This window comes from Parahaliea mediterranea, assembly GCF_003402235.1.
In the GTDB taxonomy this organism is placed as follows: Bacteria; Pseudomonadota; Gammaproteobacteria; order Pseudomonadales; family Halieaceae; genus Parahaliea; species Parahaliea mediterranea.
Genome location: NZ_QEWO01000004.1, coordinates 253232 through 267984, shown reverse-complemented (window position 1 = coordinate 267984; position 14753 = coordinate 253232). Strand labels below are relative to the sequence as shown.

Sequence of the window (14753 nt, the reverse complement as noted above, 5' to 3'; positions counted from 1 at the left end):
GCGTTCCGACACTGACGTTCACTATAGTCAACCACACAGGCTATGCGGAATTGTGAAATTCCGAAGGTGGCGATTGAGTGAGCCGAATGTCGGGCGGTTGCCCAGTTAGAGCGTGTGCGGGTTCACCATGATGCCGCCATCCACATCCAGAGTGGTGCCGGTGATAAACGTGGCCCGGTCAGAGCACAGGTAGGCCACGGCATCCGCCACCTCCTCCGGTTCGCCAAGCCGGCGCATGGCGTGAGTGGCTGCGGTGCGCTCTTCTGCACCGGGTACCTGAGCGAAATAATTGAGAATGGCCGGCGTGCGAATGCCACCGGGGTTCACCGCGTTGATGCGAACACCGCGCTGGGCGTATTCCGCAGCGGCGGTGCGGGTCAGCGCCAGCACTCCGCCTTTGGCGGCGCTGTAGGGCGCCTGCAGGGCTTCGCCGCGCACCCCGGAGAGCGAGGCGATATTGACAATGGCGCCGCGCCCCTGGGTGAGCATTTGCGGCACCTGGTACTTCATGCACAACCACACGCCCTTCAGGGTGACATCCTGGGCGAGTTGCCAGCTTTTTTCCTCAACGTCTGTCAGCGGCGCAAAGCCGCCGCCGAAAGCGGCATTGTTGCAGGCACAGTCCAGGCGGCCGAAGGCGGCCATGGTTTGCTCGACCATGGCCTCTACCTCCACCGGCTGTGCCACGTTGGCGCGCACGGCAATGGCTTCGCCACCAGCCTGGCGGATCATGTCCGCTGTTTCCTGGGCCGTTTCCAGGTGGTAATCCACCACCGCCACGCGGGCGCCATCGCGGGCAAAGGTGAGGGCGGTCGCACGGCCAATACCACTGCCACCGCCGGTCACCAGGCCGACCTTGTCCTGCAGCAGCATCAGTGGCCCTCCCCGAACAGCTTTTTATGCAACTGTGGCGCAAACACAACGGCGCGCTGGTGCTGCTCCATGGCCGCTGCGTCTTCGGCCAGCCAGTAGATAATGTCGGCAATGGCCTCGGGCGCGGTGGGGTTGAAGCGGGCGGCGATTTTGTCGTCGAAGCCGTTGGCTTTCATCACTTCGGTCAGCACAAAACCCGGTTCCACCGAGAAAAAGCGCACGCCGCTGTCCGGGTGCTCCACCCGCAGGGCGGGCATCATGCGGATCAGCGCCGCCTTGGAGGATGGGTAGGCAAAGCCCCAGCCACCCTCGTCGGCGGGAGCGGGTGGATCGTTCAGGGCCGAGCCCGACACCATGTTGATCACCGCGCCCGAGCGGCGCTCAAGCATGCCGGGCAGCAGCTGCTTCACCAGCGCCAATGGCGTTAACACGTTGCCGCGATAGATCTTCTCTGCCTGTTCTACCGCCACATCCAGCACCCGCTGCATATTGCCGGGGCCCTGGTAGCAGGCGTTGTTGAACAGCACATCCACACGGCCAAAGTGCGCCAGGGCCGCATCGGCCGCCGCCAGCACCGAGGGGGTGTCCAGAATGTCCGAACGCAGCAGCAATACCTCGGCACCGTGGGCCCTGGCGGCGGCCGCGGTAGCTTCCAGCGAGCCGGGCAGGGCGCTGGCGCTGGGTGTCCAACTGCCGTGTTCATGTTGCTCGCCGTCCTTGAGGGTGCGCGCGGTCAGCGCCAGGTCATAGCCCCGGCGCGCGAACTCCACAGCGGTGGCGGCGCCGATGCCGCGGCTGGCGCCGGTGATGAAGGCGATTTTTCTTGTCATGGCGGTTCCTTCCTTTGTGCAGCAGGAGCAGCCATTTAACGCGCCGGCGCGGCGTTTACCAACCGGCGGGCGACCGGCACTGCAAACTGGTTCAGCAAAGCAGGCAGAGGCGGAAAACCCGGCCGGAGCGGGAGCGGGGGATTTACGCGGGGCGCGCCCTTCGTTACAGCCGGTGTTGGCCGCGCAGGGCTATTGGCTGGCCGGGGCTGTATTGCTTGGCGATTCCAGGCCGGCGGCATAATCGCGCAGCTGGCTGTCGCGGGCCGGCTTCAGGCCAATGGCATAGGCCTCGCTGCGCACTGTATCCAGGTCGGCCCCCTGCTTAAGGCGCAGGGCCGCCCACAGGGCGCCCACCCGGTTGCCGGATGCGCAGTGCACCATCACCGGCGGCTCCGCTTCCTCCAGCAGGCGCTGGAACTGCGCAACGTCATTGCTGCCGGGCCACGCGCCGCCCTGGGGCAGGTTCACATAGCGCAGGCCGGCCCGCTCCACAGCCGCCGTCTCACTGGCGGTGCCCTCCGGTGGTGTGCGCAAATCGATAATCGTGCGAAACCCAAGCGCCGCCAGTTCCTCAACACCGCCCGCCTGCAGCGTGCCCGCCGTGGCGATCAATGGGCGCAGGGGGTGGTAGTTCACAACCTGCTCGCTCACCGCACTGGCTGGCGGTGCCAGAGTCGTTGAGTGAGCCTTTGAGTCAGTCGTAGCTTCGGCCGTTGAATGGCCCGCTGTTTCATCCGCCGCCAGCGCCCCCGGCGCCGAAAGACAGACCGCCAGGCCAGCGGCCACCAGCGCAGTGGCGCGCCAGTTTCCCGTTGCCGTGCTGAAGTGCTTAAACATCGTTTTCCGCCTGTACCGTCAGTGTTGGTTCCCCAGCCTCGTCGATCATCAGCGTGAACACAATAGGCTGGCAGCACACCTGGCAGTCTTCAATGTATTGGTCGCCGGCGTCCTGCTGGTCAATCAGTACGTCAATGGACTCGCCGCAGTAGGGGCAGGTGATGGGGTTTCGGGTAATTGCAATTGCTGGGCTCCTGAGCTTGTTGGTCAGGGCTGAATACTCAGCACTGCCTGTTCGAAATGGTTCCTGCGTTGTCTGAGTTCAGCGGTGTACTTGCCGTTGCGTGGCGTAAGTGCAATGTAGTTCTCAAGGATGAGTCGGCAACGCTCAGCTTTGTAGCTGCGCAGGTAGGGGGGCAACCTGTGTCAGTAATTGCAATGCCTGGCGGTTATAGACGGCATACGTGAAGCTTTGTCGGTGGTGCTGTCGATAGCGCACTTTGCTGGTGATTTTACCCACACCGGCGGCGGTGAGCACAAATTCAAGCAGCGGTTTTTCTGTACTGCTGATCGAGAGGGAAAGTTGCCGGCTTTCGCCGCGATGCTTGCGGATAAGGGTAATCGTGCCTTCGCCATCAATCAGGCCGGCAACATAGGCGGCGTCTACAGGGTCAAGCGAAAGTGGGGTTCTGGGTGCAACCATCCATGTTACTCCCAAGAGAAGGAAGCCGCCCCGGGCTCGGGGCGGCTGAATTGGTGGAGGCGGCGGGACAGCTGATCCATGCCTTTCGACATGGGCTGGACTATTCCTTCACCTGCGATGTTGCTGCAGGGGAGGGCGTTTGTGAGCTTGCGCCCACCCTAGTACTCCGTGGGTTTCCCGTTAGGAGCCTATGAGTCTCTAGCCGGCTTACTGGTTTCCCATTCACCGGACGGCGTTGGCATAGGGCATTGCCCCTTAGCGTTCACCGTATGAGCCCTCTTTTTCCAATGGGGATCACTCCCCATGGCGACCATTGCGTTAATCGAACCCGCGTCCGCCAGCACTCTGCCTTCGGCTCTACATGCTTAGTTTCCGTTAATTGATTTAGCCGCACACAGCCCAACGGGCAGGACGTGATTGGCGAGCCTGTGTAAGTTTTAGCCGATCCGCCCCAGGCAGGTTTCACAGCGATCCAGTTCTGTATGACAGTCAATAGCGCGATACTGGCACCTTGCTAAAGACCGCTAGGGCCGAAGCCACTAGAAAGTGCTGTCACCGGACTGCTTACGCAGCCAGTTGAGCACCGTAGTTGTCGTCGTTGGCAACTAATAGTTTGCAGCTTTGGATTAACGTGATTCGCTACCATCACGGCATGCACCTCAGGGTTTGTAACCGTCGTCGAATCCAGATCGCCCCCATAAGTGAACCGCGGAGTATAACGCACTCCGCACAGAGTTCGACCGTGAATTTTGCGAAAGTTCCTCTGCCCGGGAGGGCGGAGCGCCAAACCCCGGATACCGCTGGGCGCTGTGAGCGGGCATGGTCGACACGTGCAGGGCCACAAGGCGGGCGGTGCAATAAGCGCGCCCTTGAAGCGGGAGGGTGCTCTGCACTAGGGTGAGGTAAACCCGGCATTGAGGAGACACCATGGCGTTGCGCTACAGGGCTGATGATCTGCAGGAAACGGTTGCCACGCTGTTTGGCCATGCCGGCCTTGCTCCGGCGCGCGCTGCGGTGCTGGCCGAGGTGTTTCTGGAGGCGGACCTGATGGGCTTTTCCACCCACGGCCTGAACCGGGTGCCGCACAACCTCCAATGGCTGGTGGACGGGCCGAGCCGCGTGGAAGGCGAGCCCCAGGTGCTGGCGGACCGTGGGGCGCTGTTCAACTGGGATGCGGACTTTTTGCCCGGCCCCTGGGTAGTGCGCCAGGCGCTGGATGAGGCTCTCGAACGGGTGGCCGAGCATGGGGTGGTTACCGCCACCCTGCGCCGCAGCCAGCATATCGCCTGCCTGGCGGCCTATCTGCCGCGGGTGGTGGAGGCGGGTTACGCGGTGCTGATGACCTGTTCCACACCCGCGGAGCACACGGTGAGCACCTTTGGCGGTATCGACCCGCTGTTCTCCGCCAACCCGATTGCCTTCGCCGCGCCGGGGGAGGACTGCCCCTTGCTGTTTGATGTCAGCATGTCCATTACCGCCGGTGGCTATGTGGCGCGGGCCCAGCGCGAGGGTAAAACCATGGCCGAGCCCTGCCTGAAAGACGGCACCGGCGCGGTGACGGACGACCCCGCCGCCCTGGACGCTGGCGGAAGCATCATGCCCATCGGGGGCGCCAGCCACGGCTACAAGGGGGCGGCGCTGTCGCTGCTGACGGAGGTGCTGAGCATGGCGCTCGGCGGCTACGGGCGCGCCGATGCGGCGGCGGCCAATGACGGCGAAGCCAATGCGGTGTTTTTGCAGGTGATAGACCCCGGTGCCTTCACCGCGCCGGAGAATTTCCGCCGCCAGCTTGCCGCGCTGCAGGCGCTGTGCGAACAGAGCGCCGTGCCGGCGGGGGCGCCCCCGGCGCGCTTCCCGGGTCGCAGGGCCTGGACCCTGCGCCAGCGCCAGCGCGCCGAGGGAGTGGCACTTTACCCAAGCATCATGGACGACCTCGCCCCCTGGGCGGAGCGCTGGGGTGTCGCCCTGCCCGCGCCGCTCTGAATCGCCTTTTGCTGCGCTATCCGGTTTCTGGACGGTGCCTGAACGGTGTCTGCGCGTTGCTGGCGGGGCGCCGGCCTGGAATCACCCGACTTGGCCTGATTTAACCCTTCTGGCCCCGCCGCCGCTTGACTAGACTGCTGTCGATCACTGCTTCAGGTTGCCTGTCAGGCCGCCGAGCGGATGCGCAATCAATCAGCAAGCTATAAACATACAAGCAAGCGATAAGGGCCTGCCACAGCCCGGGAGATGCCATGCACTTCGATCTGAAAATCATCAACGGTGCCGTTTACGACGGCGAAGGCAGCGACCCGGTGAACTGCAACGTGGGGGTCAAAGATGGCGTTATCGTGGAAGTGGGCGATTGCGCCGGCGATGCCGCGCGGGTCATCGACGCCGCCGGCCTGATTGTCACCCCGGGCTTTATCGACCTGCACACCCATTACGACGGCCAGGTATCCTGGGACGCGGACCTGCAACCCAGCGTCAATCACGGGGTGAGCACGGTGGTGATGGGCAGCTGCGGGGTGGGCTTTGCGCCGGTGCGGGCCGGCGATCGCGACAAGCTCATTCGCCTGATGGAAGGCGTTGAGGACATTCCCGGCACCGCCCTGGCCGAGGGCATCAGCTGGGACTGGGAAACGCTGCCCGAGTACATGAACGCCCTGGACGCCAAGCCCCACAGCATCGATTTTGCCGTGCAGGTGACCCACGACCCGCTGCGCGTGTATGTGATGGGTGAGCGGGCAGTGTTCGATGAGGCCGCCAGCGAGGCGGACATCGCCGAAATGCGACGCCTGACCCGCGAAGCGCTGGAGGCCGGCGCCATCGGCTTTTCCACCGGGCGCTCCGACGTGCACCGCAGCGCCGATGGCCAATGGACGCCGTCGTCGGAAGCCTCCCCGGGTGAGCTGGCCGGCATTGCCAGCGCCTTCGACGGTTTGTCTCATGGGGTGTTGCAGGCGGTGAATGACTTCAACCTTGAGCGGGTGGCCCAGGACGGCGACCGCTTCGACGAGGAGTTTGACCTGCTGGAGCAGTTTGCCGGGGCGGCCAATGGCCGGCCTTTCTCGCTGTCGCTGATGCAGCGTGACTTTGCGCCGGACCAGTGGCTGCGCATTATCCGGCGGGCGGAACAGGCCAGCGACAAGGGCCTGAACATTCGCCTGCAAACGGCGCCGCGGGGCATTGGCGTTACCGTGGGGCTACAGTGTACCTTCCACCCCTTTATTGGCTTCCCCAGTTACAAGCGCATCTGCCACCTGCCGTTGCCCGAGCGCGTGGCGCGCATGCGCGACCCAGCCTTCAAGGCGCAGTTGCTGAGCGAAACGTCCGAGCCGATGGCGGGCGATGGCACACCGGTGCCACCGATTGCCGACGCCCTGCTGGCGGCAGTGGACTTTGTGGCCAGTAAAACCTTCCGCCTGGGTGAAAACCCGGATTACGAGCAGACCGAAGATACCTCGGTGCTGCAGATGGCGAAGGATCGTGGCGTGCCCACGCTGGCGATGATCTATGACCTGATGCTGGAAAACGACGGCCGGGAGCTGCTGTACTTCCCCATCTACAACTACACCGAAATGAATTACGACAATGTCTACACCATGATGCAGCACCCCCTGTCCATCATGGGGCTCTCGGACGGCGGCGCCCATGTGGGCACGGTGTGTGATTCCAGTTTTCCCACCTACCTGCTGAGCTACTGGACGCGCGACCGCGAGCGCGGCGGCAAGCTGACGCTGGCGGATGCCGTGCGCCGCCTGACCAGCGACATTGCCGATTACTGCGGCATGGCCGACCGCGGCCGCATTCGGGTGGGCCAGAAGGCCAACCTCAACGTGATCGACATCGACGCTTTGCGCCTGCACGCGCCGCACATGGTGCAGGACCTGCCGGCCGGCGGCCAGCGCCTGCTGCAGGAAGCCAGCGGCTATCGGGCGGTGATTGTGGCCGGCCAGACGGTACTGGAAAACGACCGGCTGACCGGCGCCTACCCGGGGCGGCTGGTGCGGGCCAACCAGTGCACGGAGCGCGCCGCCGCCTGAATAGCTTTCGGATCATTGCATGCATGCGGCTGAGGCCGCCATGACCCTGGCGCTGCAATGGCTGGGCCAGCTGGACCTTGCCCAACTGGCGCTGGTGTGGGGCGTGGTGGTGTTTGCCGCCATCATGCGCGCCTTCACCGGCTTCGGCTTTGCCCTGGCGGCGGTGCCGGTGTTTTCCATGATCATGCCGCCTTCGCTGGCGGTGGTGCTCAGCGCCTCCCTGACCCTGGCGGTGAGCCTGCTGACCCTGAACACCTACTGGGGCCAGTATCCCCTGCGCCCGATGCTGCCGATGCTGGTGCTGTCGCTGTTTGGCACCCTGGCGGGGGCGTCGTTGCTGGCCGGCCTGTCGCCGGCGCAGTTCCAGCTGTGGATCGGGCTGGCGGTGGTGTCGGCGTCGCTGGTGCTCAGCCTGTACCGCCCCGCCGCCGATGTCCCGCGTCCGGGTGCCTGGTGGCGGGCGGGCGCCGGGGCGCTGTCGGGCATTCTCAATGGCGCCTTTGCCATTCCCGGCCCGCCGGTGGTGGTGTATGCGGTGGCGGGCGAGAGCGACCCGCGGCGGGCCCGGGCCCTGCTGATGACCTTCTTTCTGTTTTCGGCGGTGATGGCCCTGGCGTCCTACAGCGCCGCCGGCTTTGTCACCCGGCAGTCGCCGCTATTGTTCCTGCTGGCTTTTCCGGCGATGTTCCTGGGCGACAAGCTGGGCTATTACCTGTTCCACCGCTACGGCAGCCGCTTTTACCGGCGGGTGGCGGTGGTAGTGCTGTTCGCCATTGGCGCGGCCACTACGCTGCGGGCGTTGCTGTAAGGCGCCAGAGCGATGGGGCGCCTGCGTGATTGATGCGCCGGCCGGCGGGTGACGAGGGCGGGTGAGGGTGGCGGGCATTAGAAAGCCGCAGTCGACTGGCAGAGTGCCACCCGAGTGCGGCTGGGACGGTTAGTCAGCCTGTGGCGAGGGGTTTGCATCGCGCCAGGGCCCCTCGCCTGGCGCTCTCCTCCATGGGAGAGTATTGCGGTGTCATAACCGTATTGCTGCAACCGGTATTTTTGCCCTTGCCAGATGGCGGGCGCGGACGCCGGCTGCGATTTAACTATGGTCGGCCAAGCCCGCTTTCGCAAGCCGCGGCTTAGACTGATCCTGCATAAGCAGGCGGGCTGGTAGGGCGGGCTATTGCTTGACGTTGTCGCGAATGATGCGCTGTTTCTGCCGGCCCCAGTCGCGGTCCTTTTCTGTGTCGCGTTTGTCGTGGCTCTGCTTGCCCTGGGCAAGGGCAATGCGCGCCTTCACCAGGTGGCCCTTCCAGTAGAGCTGGGTGCACACGCAGGTCTGGCCCTTCTGCGCGGTGGCCGCCAGAATTTTTGCCAGCTCCCTTTTGTGCAGCAGCAACTTGCGGGTGCGGGTGGGGTCGGTCACAAAGTGGGTGGATGCCGTATCCAGCGGGGTGATCTGGGCACCCAGCAGCCAGGCCTCGCCATTTTTCATCATGACGTAGGTGTCGGTCAGCTGCGCCTTGCCCATGCGCAGGCTCTTCACCTCCCAGCCCATCAGGGAGACCCCGGCCTCAAAGGTTTCGAGCAGCTGATAGTCGAAGCTCGCACGCTTGTTGCGCACGATCACGTTGTCGGAGACTTTGGGTTTCTTCTTTGCCATGGCGCGCATTATACGGAGCGCCGCCAGTCGGGGAAGGTGAATCTTTCCCTTTTCATCACCGCCGCCCTGATGCAATCTAAACCCATGATAAGACGGTGTTTTTCTCTTGCCTCTGCGTAATCTCCCAGCTCCCGCCCAATGGCGCTCCCGCACAACCTTTGTACTGGCCCTGGCGGCTTTTGCAGTCGGGCTTGGCAATCTCTGGCGTTTTTCCTACCTCACCGGCGAGCACGGCGGCGGCGCGTTTGTGCTGCTCTACCTGCTGTGCCTGTTTGTGCTGGCGGTACCGGTGATGATTGCCGAGGTGGTGCTGGGCAATTACAGCCGTGCCGGGCCCCTGCAGTCCCTGCGCGACGGGGCAGACCGGTCGCTGCGCTCCCGGGGCTGGGTGTGGCTGGGCGCGCTGGCCAGTGTGACGGCCCTGTTGCTGCTGGCCTACTACGTGGTGGTGGCGGGCTGGGCGCTGGCCTTTGCCAGCAGCGTGCACGCTGGCGCGTTCGCCTCCGCGAGCCTGGTCAACGTCGGGGAGTTCTTCGAACAGCTGCTGCTGGACTTACCCCGGCAGCTTTACTGGCAGGGCCTGTTCCTGCTCGCGCTGACGGCGGTGGTGGGCTGTGGTCTGCACCGCGGGCTTGGCCTGGCGCCCTGGCTGCTGCTGCCCGGCTTGATTGCCCTGCTCGGGGTATTGGTGCGCTACGCCATGGCCGAGGGCGACCTGTCGGCTACCCGCGAATTCCTGTTCTCCGCCCAGCTGCTGGATTTTGACCTGCGCTCGCTGCAGGCCGCGATGGGGCAGGCCTTTTACACCCTGGGCATTGGCCTGGCGGTGGGGGTGATCTACGGTGCCGCCGCCCCCGAGCGTATTCCCATCGGGCGCAGTGTGATTGCCGTTGCCCTATTTGACTGCCTGATCGGCATTGCTGCCGGCCTTGCCATCTTCCCCATTCTGTTCGCCCACAACCTGGCCCCGGCCGCCGGCCCCGGCCTGCTGTTTGTGGCGGCCCCCTACGCCTTTGGCAACACCGCCGGTGGCGAGCTGTTCGGCGCGCTGTTCTTTCTGCTGGTGGTGGTGGCGGCCCTGGGGGCAGCTATTGCCCTGCTGGAAGTGGTGGTGCAGGCCCTGTGCAGCTGCCTGCCCCTGCGCCGCGGCGCTGCCCTGGTGGTGGCGGTGGGTTTGTGCGCCTCGGCCGTGGTGCTGCTGTCGGCCTCGCTGGCGGAGGCCCCCGCGCGGCCCCACGGCCTGTTCGTGCAACTGGACCGGCTGGTGGGGGAATGGCTGCTGCCGCTGAACGCCCTGCTGCTGAGCCTGTTTGTTGGCTGGCGCATGCGGCGGGAATTGCTGCGCGCCTGCCTGTACCGGGAGCAGGACGGATTTTTTTCGCTTTGGTACGGGCTGTTACGTTATATTGCCCCGCCGGCCATTGTGCTGGTGCTGCTGACCGCCGCCTGGTCGCGGTGGTGGCCGGCAAACTGATGCCACAGGACGCATGACAAACATCAACCGCAGCGCACTGCTGCCCTATCGGGCAGAGCAAATCTACGACCTGGTCAACGACATCGAGGCCTACCCGGCCTTTATGGACGGCTGCGTGGGCGCCGAGGTGTTGCGCCGCGAGGGCAACCTGGTAGAGGCGCGGCTGGATCTCGCCAAGGGCGGCATCAGCCACAGCTTTAGCACCCGCAACTTTCTTGAGGAAAACCGCGCGATTCGCCTGGAGCTGCTGGACGGGCCCTTCGACCGCTTTCACGGCTGCTGGGATTTCAAGCCCCTGGGGGAGAGCGCCTGCAAGGTGAGCCTGCAACTGGAGTTCAGCGCATCCAACGCGGTGCTTGGCCTGGCCGCCGCCAGGCTGTTCGACAAGGTCAGCAATAACCTGGTGGATGCACTGGGCCAGCGCGCCAAGCAGATCTACGGGCAGGAGGGAGCCGGTGAGCGCAGACAGTAAGCACAGCGACAGCATTCATGTGGAGGTGGCCTACGCGCTGCCCGACAAGCAGGCCATTGTGCCCCTGCAGGTGGCACAGGGCACCACCGCCATCGACGCGGTGCGCCGGGCCGGGCTGGACCGGCAGTTCGAAGGGCTGGATATCGACAACGCCAAGCTGGGCATTTTTGGCAAGGTCGTTGGCCCCCAGCAGGCGCTGCGCGAGGGTGACCGGGTGGAAGTCTACCGCCCGCTGATTGCCGACCCCAAGGAAGTGCGCAAGGCGCGGGCGGCGCGGGTCAAGGAGCGCCGCAAAGGCGATGCGCCGGCCTGACGCGGATCAAGATTCTTTATAAATAGAAGCGGGCAGGGCGCTACTGATAGAGAGTAGCAAGTAGAGAGACTGGCTCAGCCCTGGCTGTCGCCGTCGCCTGAATCGGTGTTGTCGCTTGCGTCGTCGCTGCTATTGTCCGAATTCGCTTCGGCGGCTGATTCGGCGCCAGCGGCGGGGGTGCCACCGGCCCAGGCGGGCAGGTAGTCGCCGGTCACGTTCACCAGGCGGTCACCGTCAAAATGCACGGTCATCTGGGCCTGGCGGATCACCTCGGTGCCGTTGCGCAGCACGTAGGGGTAATCCCAGCGGCTCTGGTTGAAGGGGTCTTCCACCAGCGGGGTGCCGAGGATGAAGCGCACCTGGCGGCGGCTCATGCCCGGCTGCAGCTGATCCACCATCTCCTGATTTACCAGGTTGCCCTGTTCAACGTCGATTTTGTACACGCCGGGGAAGCCCAGGGCGCCGCAACCGCTCAGGGAAATGGCAATCAGCAGGAGGAAAAGGCTGCGCATAGGGTCTAAACTTCCACTTCAGTAACAGGGGTGGCATCATACCCCCACCGCAACGCAACGAGAACCCCTCCCCCATGGCCGTAGAGAATCAGGAACTGCGCAAAGCAGGCCTCAAAGTTACCCTGCCCCGTGTAAAAATCCTGCAAATCCTGGAGTCTACCGGTGACAGTGCCGAGCATCTCAGCGCCGAGGATGTGTATCGCGCCCTGCTGGATGCGGGTGAGGATGTTGGCCTTGCCACCGTGTACCGGGTGCTCACCCAGTTCGAGACCGCGGGCCTGGTTACCCGCCACAATTTTGAGACCGGCCACTCGGTCTTCGAGCTGGCGCGGGGCGACCATCACGATCACATGGTCTGTGTGAACAGTGGCGAGGTGGTGGAGTTTCACGACGAAGTGATCGAGCAGCGCCAGAAGGAAATAGCCGCCCAGCACGGCTTTGAACTGGTGGATCACTCCCTGGTGCTCTACGTGCGCAAGGCCGGCGACAAGTAAGCCGCGTCAAACCGCGCGGGCCCGCCGCCGAAGCGCTGCTTTTCATATAACGGCTATTCACAGAGCGGCTTTTCGCAAAGCTGCTTTTCACGAAGCTGCTTTTCAAAAAAGCCCCGTGCTTTACTAAAGCCCGCCTGCACCGGAGCTTCGTCTTCCATCGGAGCTTCGCGCACCGCCCCGCAGCATCGCCCTGAATCCTTCACCGCATCCCGGCCCCGGCCGGGATGCGTCGTTGTGCGCGGCGGTTTGCCCGCGGGCAGTTGAGTGGCCCCTGTCGGCAGATTAATAAAAGTAAACTTGTGAGCAAAAATGCACATATGTATATTTGTGCTGGTCGAGTGATCGCCCGAGGAGCGAGGCCATGAACGCTGCCACCGAAGCCAATAACAACACCCCCATCGAAGCGCTGTTTGACCCTTCTTCCGAAGCCTACCTCAGCGACCCCATTCCCCAGTGCCTGGCCCTGGCCAGCCGCGGCCCGCTGGTGTGGTACGCCCCCTGGCAGGCCTGGATCATGACCCGTATGCCGGACATCATGGACTGCTGGCGGCGGGAGTATCTGTCCTCGGATTTCTACGACTGGGAGTTTGCACCGCCGCGCCCGCCGGAAGACCAGTGGAGCAACTTTGAGCGCGCCATGATCGGCCACAGCCTGCTGGCCGACCACGACCATCACCGGCTGATTCGCAAGGTGGTATCGCCGGCGTTCTCGCGCAACGTGGTGGACGAGATCCAGCGGCGCATCAAGCCGGATGTGGAAAAGCTGTTCGACGAGCTGGGCCAGGTGGAGCGGTTCGACTACATCGACAAAATCGCCAGCCGTATTCCCTTTATCTCCATCAGCCGCATGGTGGGCGTGCCCGAGCGCTACTGGCCCGAGATTGAGCGGGTGGTGCTGAGCTTTACCGAAACCTGGAACCCCACCATTTCCGATGAGCGCCGCGAGGCCGCCCGGCAGGACAGCAACCGCGCGATTGAGATACTGCACCGGGTGATCGCCGAGCGCCGGGCCGACCCGGGGCAGGACGATGACTTCCTCAGCGTGCTGCTGAAAATTGAAGCCGAGAACGACAAGTTCACCGACTGGGACATCGTCACCCTGATTCTGGCCCTGATCGGCGCCGGTGCCGACACCACCCTGGTGGCCCAGCAGTGGTCGGTGTATTCCCTTCTCAAGCACCGCGACCAGATACCCGCCGCGCTGGCCTCGCCGGATGCCTTCTCCAACGCCTTCAGCGAAATCATGCGCTGGTCCACCCAGTCCAAGATGGGCTTTGCGCGCTACGCGCCCGAGGATATGGAGCTGCTGGGCCAGCAGATTCGCAAGGGCCAGATGGTACTGCTGATGCCGCACCTGAAAGACCGCGACCCGGCCTATTACAGCAACCCAGAGCAGTTCGACGTGCAGCGCGAGTTCAACCCGGACGTGCTGTTTGGCTACGGCCCCCGCTACTGCATTGGCGCGGCCCTGGCCAAGCGCCAGCTGTACCTGACCATGTGCGAGCTGTTCAAGCGCTTCCCGAACCTGGCGCTGGACGGCGAGCCCGAGCGCGACGGCAGCGATCACAACGCGGTGGTGTTCAAGTCCCTGTGGGTGAAAACCAACCTCTAGGGCCAGCGCCGAACCAACGCAACGACGCATTGATAAGACAACCACAGGAGTGCAGCATGCAGGATTTCAATAACAAAGTGGCCGTAGTGACCGGTGGCGCCAGCGGTGTGGGCAAATCACTCGCCCGCGCCTTCCTCAAGCAGGGGGCGAAGGTTGTGCTGTCGGATGTGGAGGCCCCGGCGCTGGAGGCCACCGCGGCGGAGCTGGCCGGCGAGGTTGCCGGCGCGGTGATTCGCGCCATCGTCACCGACGTTTCCAAGCCCGAATCGGTCAACGCCCTGGCGGATGCCGTGTTCGATGAATTCGGCGCCTGCCATGTGCTGTGCAACAACGCCGGGGTTTCTGTCACCAACGCCAACGTGTGGGACACCACCCCGAACGACTGGCTGTGGGTGCACGGGGTGAATGTCCGCGGCGTGGCCCACGGCATCCAGGCCTTTGTGCCGCGCATGCTCGAATCCGGCGAAGAGGGCATCATCATGAACACCAGCTCCGGTGACGGCGGCATTTCGCCGCTGGCAGACCAGTCCGTGTACGCATCAAGCAAGGCCGGCGTGTCCATCATTACCGAGTGCCTGAACGCACAACTGGTGGGCCAGCAGAGCAAGCTGCGCGCCAGCATTTTCTACCCCTCTGGCGGCATCCTGCCCACCGGCATCTGGACTACCCGCCGCAACCGCCCAGCGGAGCTGGCCCGCGAAAAACCGGTGCCCGCCGGTGGCGAAATGACCTTTGACGAGTTCATGGAAGGCATGAAGGCCATCGGCGTCGATTTGCCCGTGCAGGATTTGGACGAGCTGGCCGAGTTTGCCCTGGACGGCCTGAAGAAAGGCGATTTCGTGATCATGATTGGCCGCGAGGCGATGGAGGAAACCCTGGTGGAGCGCGCCCGCAAGCTGGCGCGCGGGGAGTGCCCCATCGAGGCGGGCCTGCACGGCTAGGTGCCTGGGCACAGCTAACCCGCTTGATGATGTTCGTTTAAGGGGAAGATGGCGGCTGCGCGCTGGGGGGGCGCGC

At 64.2% G+C, this 14753-nt stretch carries 16 protein-coding genes and 1 other RNA gene; 9 read left to right on the top strand and 8 right to left on the bottom strand.

The genetic code is table 11. The annotated features are described in order from the left end of the window. Positions 1-105 precede the first annotated feature (105 nt). The 6 genes from DDZ17_RS13530 to ssrA form a co-directional block, all read right to left on the bottom strand. Positions 106-873, bottom strand: a complete 768-nt coding sequence (locus DDZ17_RS13530; protein ID WP_241505889.1) for an SDR family NAD(P)-dependent oxidoreductase — start codon at positions 871-873, stop codon at positions 106-108. Continuing rightward, positions 873-1703, bottom strand: a complete 831-nt coding sequence (locus tag DDZ17_RS13525; RefSeq protein WP_116367487.1) for an SDR family NAD(P)-dependent oxidoreductase — start codon at positions 1701-1703, stop codon at positions 873-875. Before DDZ17_RS13525 ends, DDZ17_RS13530 begins: the two co-directional genes overlap by 1 nt. A gap of 189 nt (positions 1704-1892) precedes the next feature. After that, positions 1893-2540, bottom strand: a complete 648-nt coding sequence (locus DDZ17_RS13520) for a protein tyrosine phosphatase family protein (RefSeq protein WP_116367486.1) — start codon at positions 2538-2540, stop codon at positions 1893-1895. Beyond that, on the bottom strand, positions 2533-2664 hold the full coding sequence (locus tag DDZ17_RS13515; protein WP_421910261.1) for a zinc ribbon domain-containing protein: 132 nt from the start codon (positions 2662-2664) through the stop codon (positions 2533-2535). The genes DDZ17_RS13520 and DDZ17_RS13515 overlap by 8 nt, the downstream gene beginning before the upstream one ends. 204 nt (positions 2665-2868) lie before the next feature. Beyond that, positions 2869-3183, bottom strand: a complete 315-nt coding sequence (locus tag DDZ17_RS13510; protein ID WP_206613547.1) for an LAGLIDADG family homing endonuclease — start codon at positions 3181-3183, stop codon at positions 2869-2871. Positions 3184-3502: 319 nt separating this feature from the next. Further along, positions 3503-3872, bottom strand: a transfer-messenger RNA (tmRNA) gene (gene ssrA / locus DDZ17_RS13505). A 238-nt stretch (positions 3873-4110) separates the two neighbouring features. On the opposite strand from ssrA, the gene DDZ17_RS13500 reads away from it, so the two are divergent. The 3 genes from DDZ17_RS13500 to DDZ17_RS13490 all read left to right on the top strand — a co-directional run bounded on the left by DDZ17_RS13500 (position 4111) and on the right by DDZ17_RS13490 (position 8016). Further along, complete coding sequence (locus DDZ17_RS13500; protein ID WP_116367484.1) at positions 4111-5166, top strand: Ldh family oxidoreductase; 1056 nt, start codon at positions 4111-4113, stop codon at positions 5164-5166. 251 nt (positions 5167-5417) lie between these two features. Then, positions 5418-7208: an N-acyl-D-amino-acid deacylase family protein gene (locus DDZ17_RS13495; protein ID WP_116367483.1), complete on the top strand. Its 1791-nt coding sequence runs from the start codon at positions 5418-5420 to the stop codon at positions 7206-7208. Positions 7209-7227: 19 nt separating this feature from the next. Beyond that, a complete protein-coding gene (locus DDZ17_RS13490; protein WP_241505888.1) occupies positions 7228-8016 on the top strand; it encodes a sulfite exporter TauE/SafE family protein in 789 nt (262 codons plus the stop codon). A 360-nt stretch (positions 8017-8376) separates the two neighbouring features. Here DDZ17_RS13490 and smpB read toward each other — a convergent pair whose 3' ends face one another. After that, positions 8377-8859: an SsrA-binding protein SmpB gene (smpB, locus tag DDZ17_RS13485; protein WP_116367742.1), complete on the bottom strand. Its 483-nt coding sequence runs from the start codon at positions 8857-8859 to the stop codon at positions 8377-8379. Between the two features lie 106 nt (positions 8860-8965). Between smpB and DDZ17_RS13480 the strand changes: the two genes are divergently transcribed. The 3 genes from DDZ17_RS13480 to DDZ17_RS13470 are packed head-to-tail and all read left to right on the top strand — an operon-like array spanning position 8966 to position 11118. Next, a complete protein-coding gene (locus DDZ17_RS13480; RefSeq protein WP_241505887.1) occupies positions 8966-10333 on the top strand; it encodes a sodium-dependent transporter in 1368 nt (455 codons plus the stop codon). 13 nt (positions 10334-10346) lie between these two features. Beyond that, on the top strand, positions 10347-10805 hold the full coding sequence (locus DDZ17_RS13475) for a type II toxin-antitoxin system RatA family toxin (protein WP_116367482.1): 459 nt from the start codon (positions 10347-10349) through the stop codon (positions 10803-10805). Continuing rightward, positions 10789-11118, top strand: coding sequence for an RnfH family protein (locus DDZ17_RS13470; protein ID WP_241505886.1), 330 nt, complete (start codon positions 10789-10791; stop codon positions 11116-11118). The genes DDZ17_RS13475 and DDZ17_RS13470 overlap by 17 nt, the downstream gene beginning before the upstream one ends. Positions 11119-11192: 74 nt before the next feature. Here DDZ17_RS13470 and DDZ17_RS13465 read toward each other — a convergent pair whose 3' ends face one another. Beyond that, positions 11193-11630 (bottom strand): outer membrane protein assembly factor BamE, encoded by a 438-nt coding sequence (locus DDZ17_RS13465; RefSeq protein ID WP_116367480.1) that lies wholly within the window; start codon positions 11628-11630, stop codon positions 11193-11195. 74 nt (positions 11631-11704) lie between these two features. Here DDZ17_RS13465 and fur point away from each other — a divergent pair, with 74 nt between their 5' ends. The 3 genes from fur to DDZ17_RS13450 all read left to right on the top strand — a co-directional run bounded on the left by fur (position 11705) and on the right by DDZ17_RS13450 (position 14677). Then, positions 11705-12124 (top strand): ferric iron uptake transcriptional regulator, encoded by a 420-nt coding sequence (gene fur / locus DDZ17_RS13460; protein WP_116367479.1) that lies wholly within the window; start codon positions 11705-11707, stop codon positions 12122-12124. A 361-nt stretch (positions 12125-12485) separates the two neighbouring features. Next, positions 12486-13736, top strand: a complete 1251-nt coding sequence (locus DDZ17_RS13455) for a cytochrome P450 (protein WP_116367478.1) — start codon at positions 12486-12488, stop codon at positions 13734-13736. Positions 13737-13792: 56 nt separating this feature from the next. After that, entirely contained in the window at positions 13793-14677 is an 885-nt protein-coding gene (locus DDZ17_RS13450) for an SDR family NAD(P)-dependent oxidoreductase (protein ID WP_116367477.1), read from the top strand. Positions 14678-14753: the final 76 nt, after the last annotated feature.

What these genes read in the sequence shown, in the direction of transcription:
- smpB (WP_116367742.1), bottom strand. Translation starts at nt 8,859, where the DNA reads ATGGCAAAGAAGAAACCCAAAGTCTCCGACAACGTGATCGTGCGCAAC.
- fur (WP_116367479.1), top strand. Translation starts at nt 11,705, where the DNA reads ATGGCCGTAGAGAATCAGGAACTGCGCAAAGCAGGCCTCAAAGTTACC.
- DDZ17_RS13500 (WP_116367484.1), top strand. Translation starts at nt 4,111, where the DNA reads ATGGCGTTGCGCTACAGGGCTGATGATCTGCAGGAAACGGTTGCCACG.
- DDZ17_RS13450 (WP_116367477.1), top strand. Translation starts at nt 13,793, where the DNA reads ATGCAGGATTTCAATAACAAAGTGGCCGTAGTGACCGGTGGCGCCAGC.
- DDZ17_RS13475 (WP_116367482.1), top strand. Translation starts at nt 10,347, where the DNA reads ATGACAAACATCAACCGCAGCGCACTGCTGCCCTATCGGGCAGAGCAA.
- DDZ17_RS13510 (WP_206613547.1), bottom strand. Translation starts at nt 3,183, where the DNA reads ATGGTTGCACCCAGAACCCCACTTTCGCTTGACCCTGTAGACGCCGCC.
- DDZ17_RS13455 (WP_116367478.1), top strand. Translation starts at nt 12,486, where the DNA reads ATGAACGCTGCCACCGAAGCCAATAACAACACCCCCATCGAAGCGCTG.
- DDZ17_RS13520 (WP_116367486.1), bottom strand. Translation starts at nt 2,540, where the DNA reads ATGTTTAAGCACTTCAGCACGGCAACGGGAAACTGGCGCGCCACTGCG.
- DDZ17_RS13525 (WP_116367487.1), bottom strand. Translation starts at nt 1,703, where the DNA reads ATGACAAGAAAAATCGCCTTCATCACCGGCGCCAGCCGCGGCATCGGC.
- DDZ17_RS13490 (WP_241505888.1), top strand. Translation starts at nt 7,228, where the DNA reads ATGCATGCGGCTGAGGCCGCCATGACCCTGGCGCTGCAATGGCTGGGC.
- DDZ17_RS13495 (WP_116367483.1), top strand. Translation starts at nt 5,418, where the DNA reads ATGCACTTCGATCTGAAAATCATCAACGGTGCCGTTTACGACGGCGAA.
- DDZ17_RS13465 (WP_116367480.1), bottom strand. Translation starts at nt 11,630, where the DNA reads ATGCGCAGCCTTTTCCTCCTGCTGATTGCCATTTCCCTGAGCGGTTGC.
- DDZ17_RS13530 (WP_241505889.1), bottom strand. Translation starts at nt 873, where the DNA reads ATGCTGCTGCAGGACAAGGTCGGCCTGGTGACCGGCGGTGGCAGTGGT.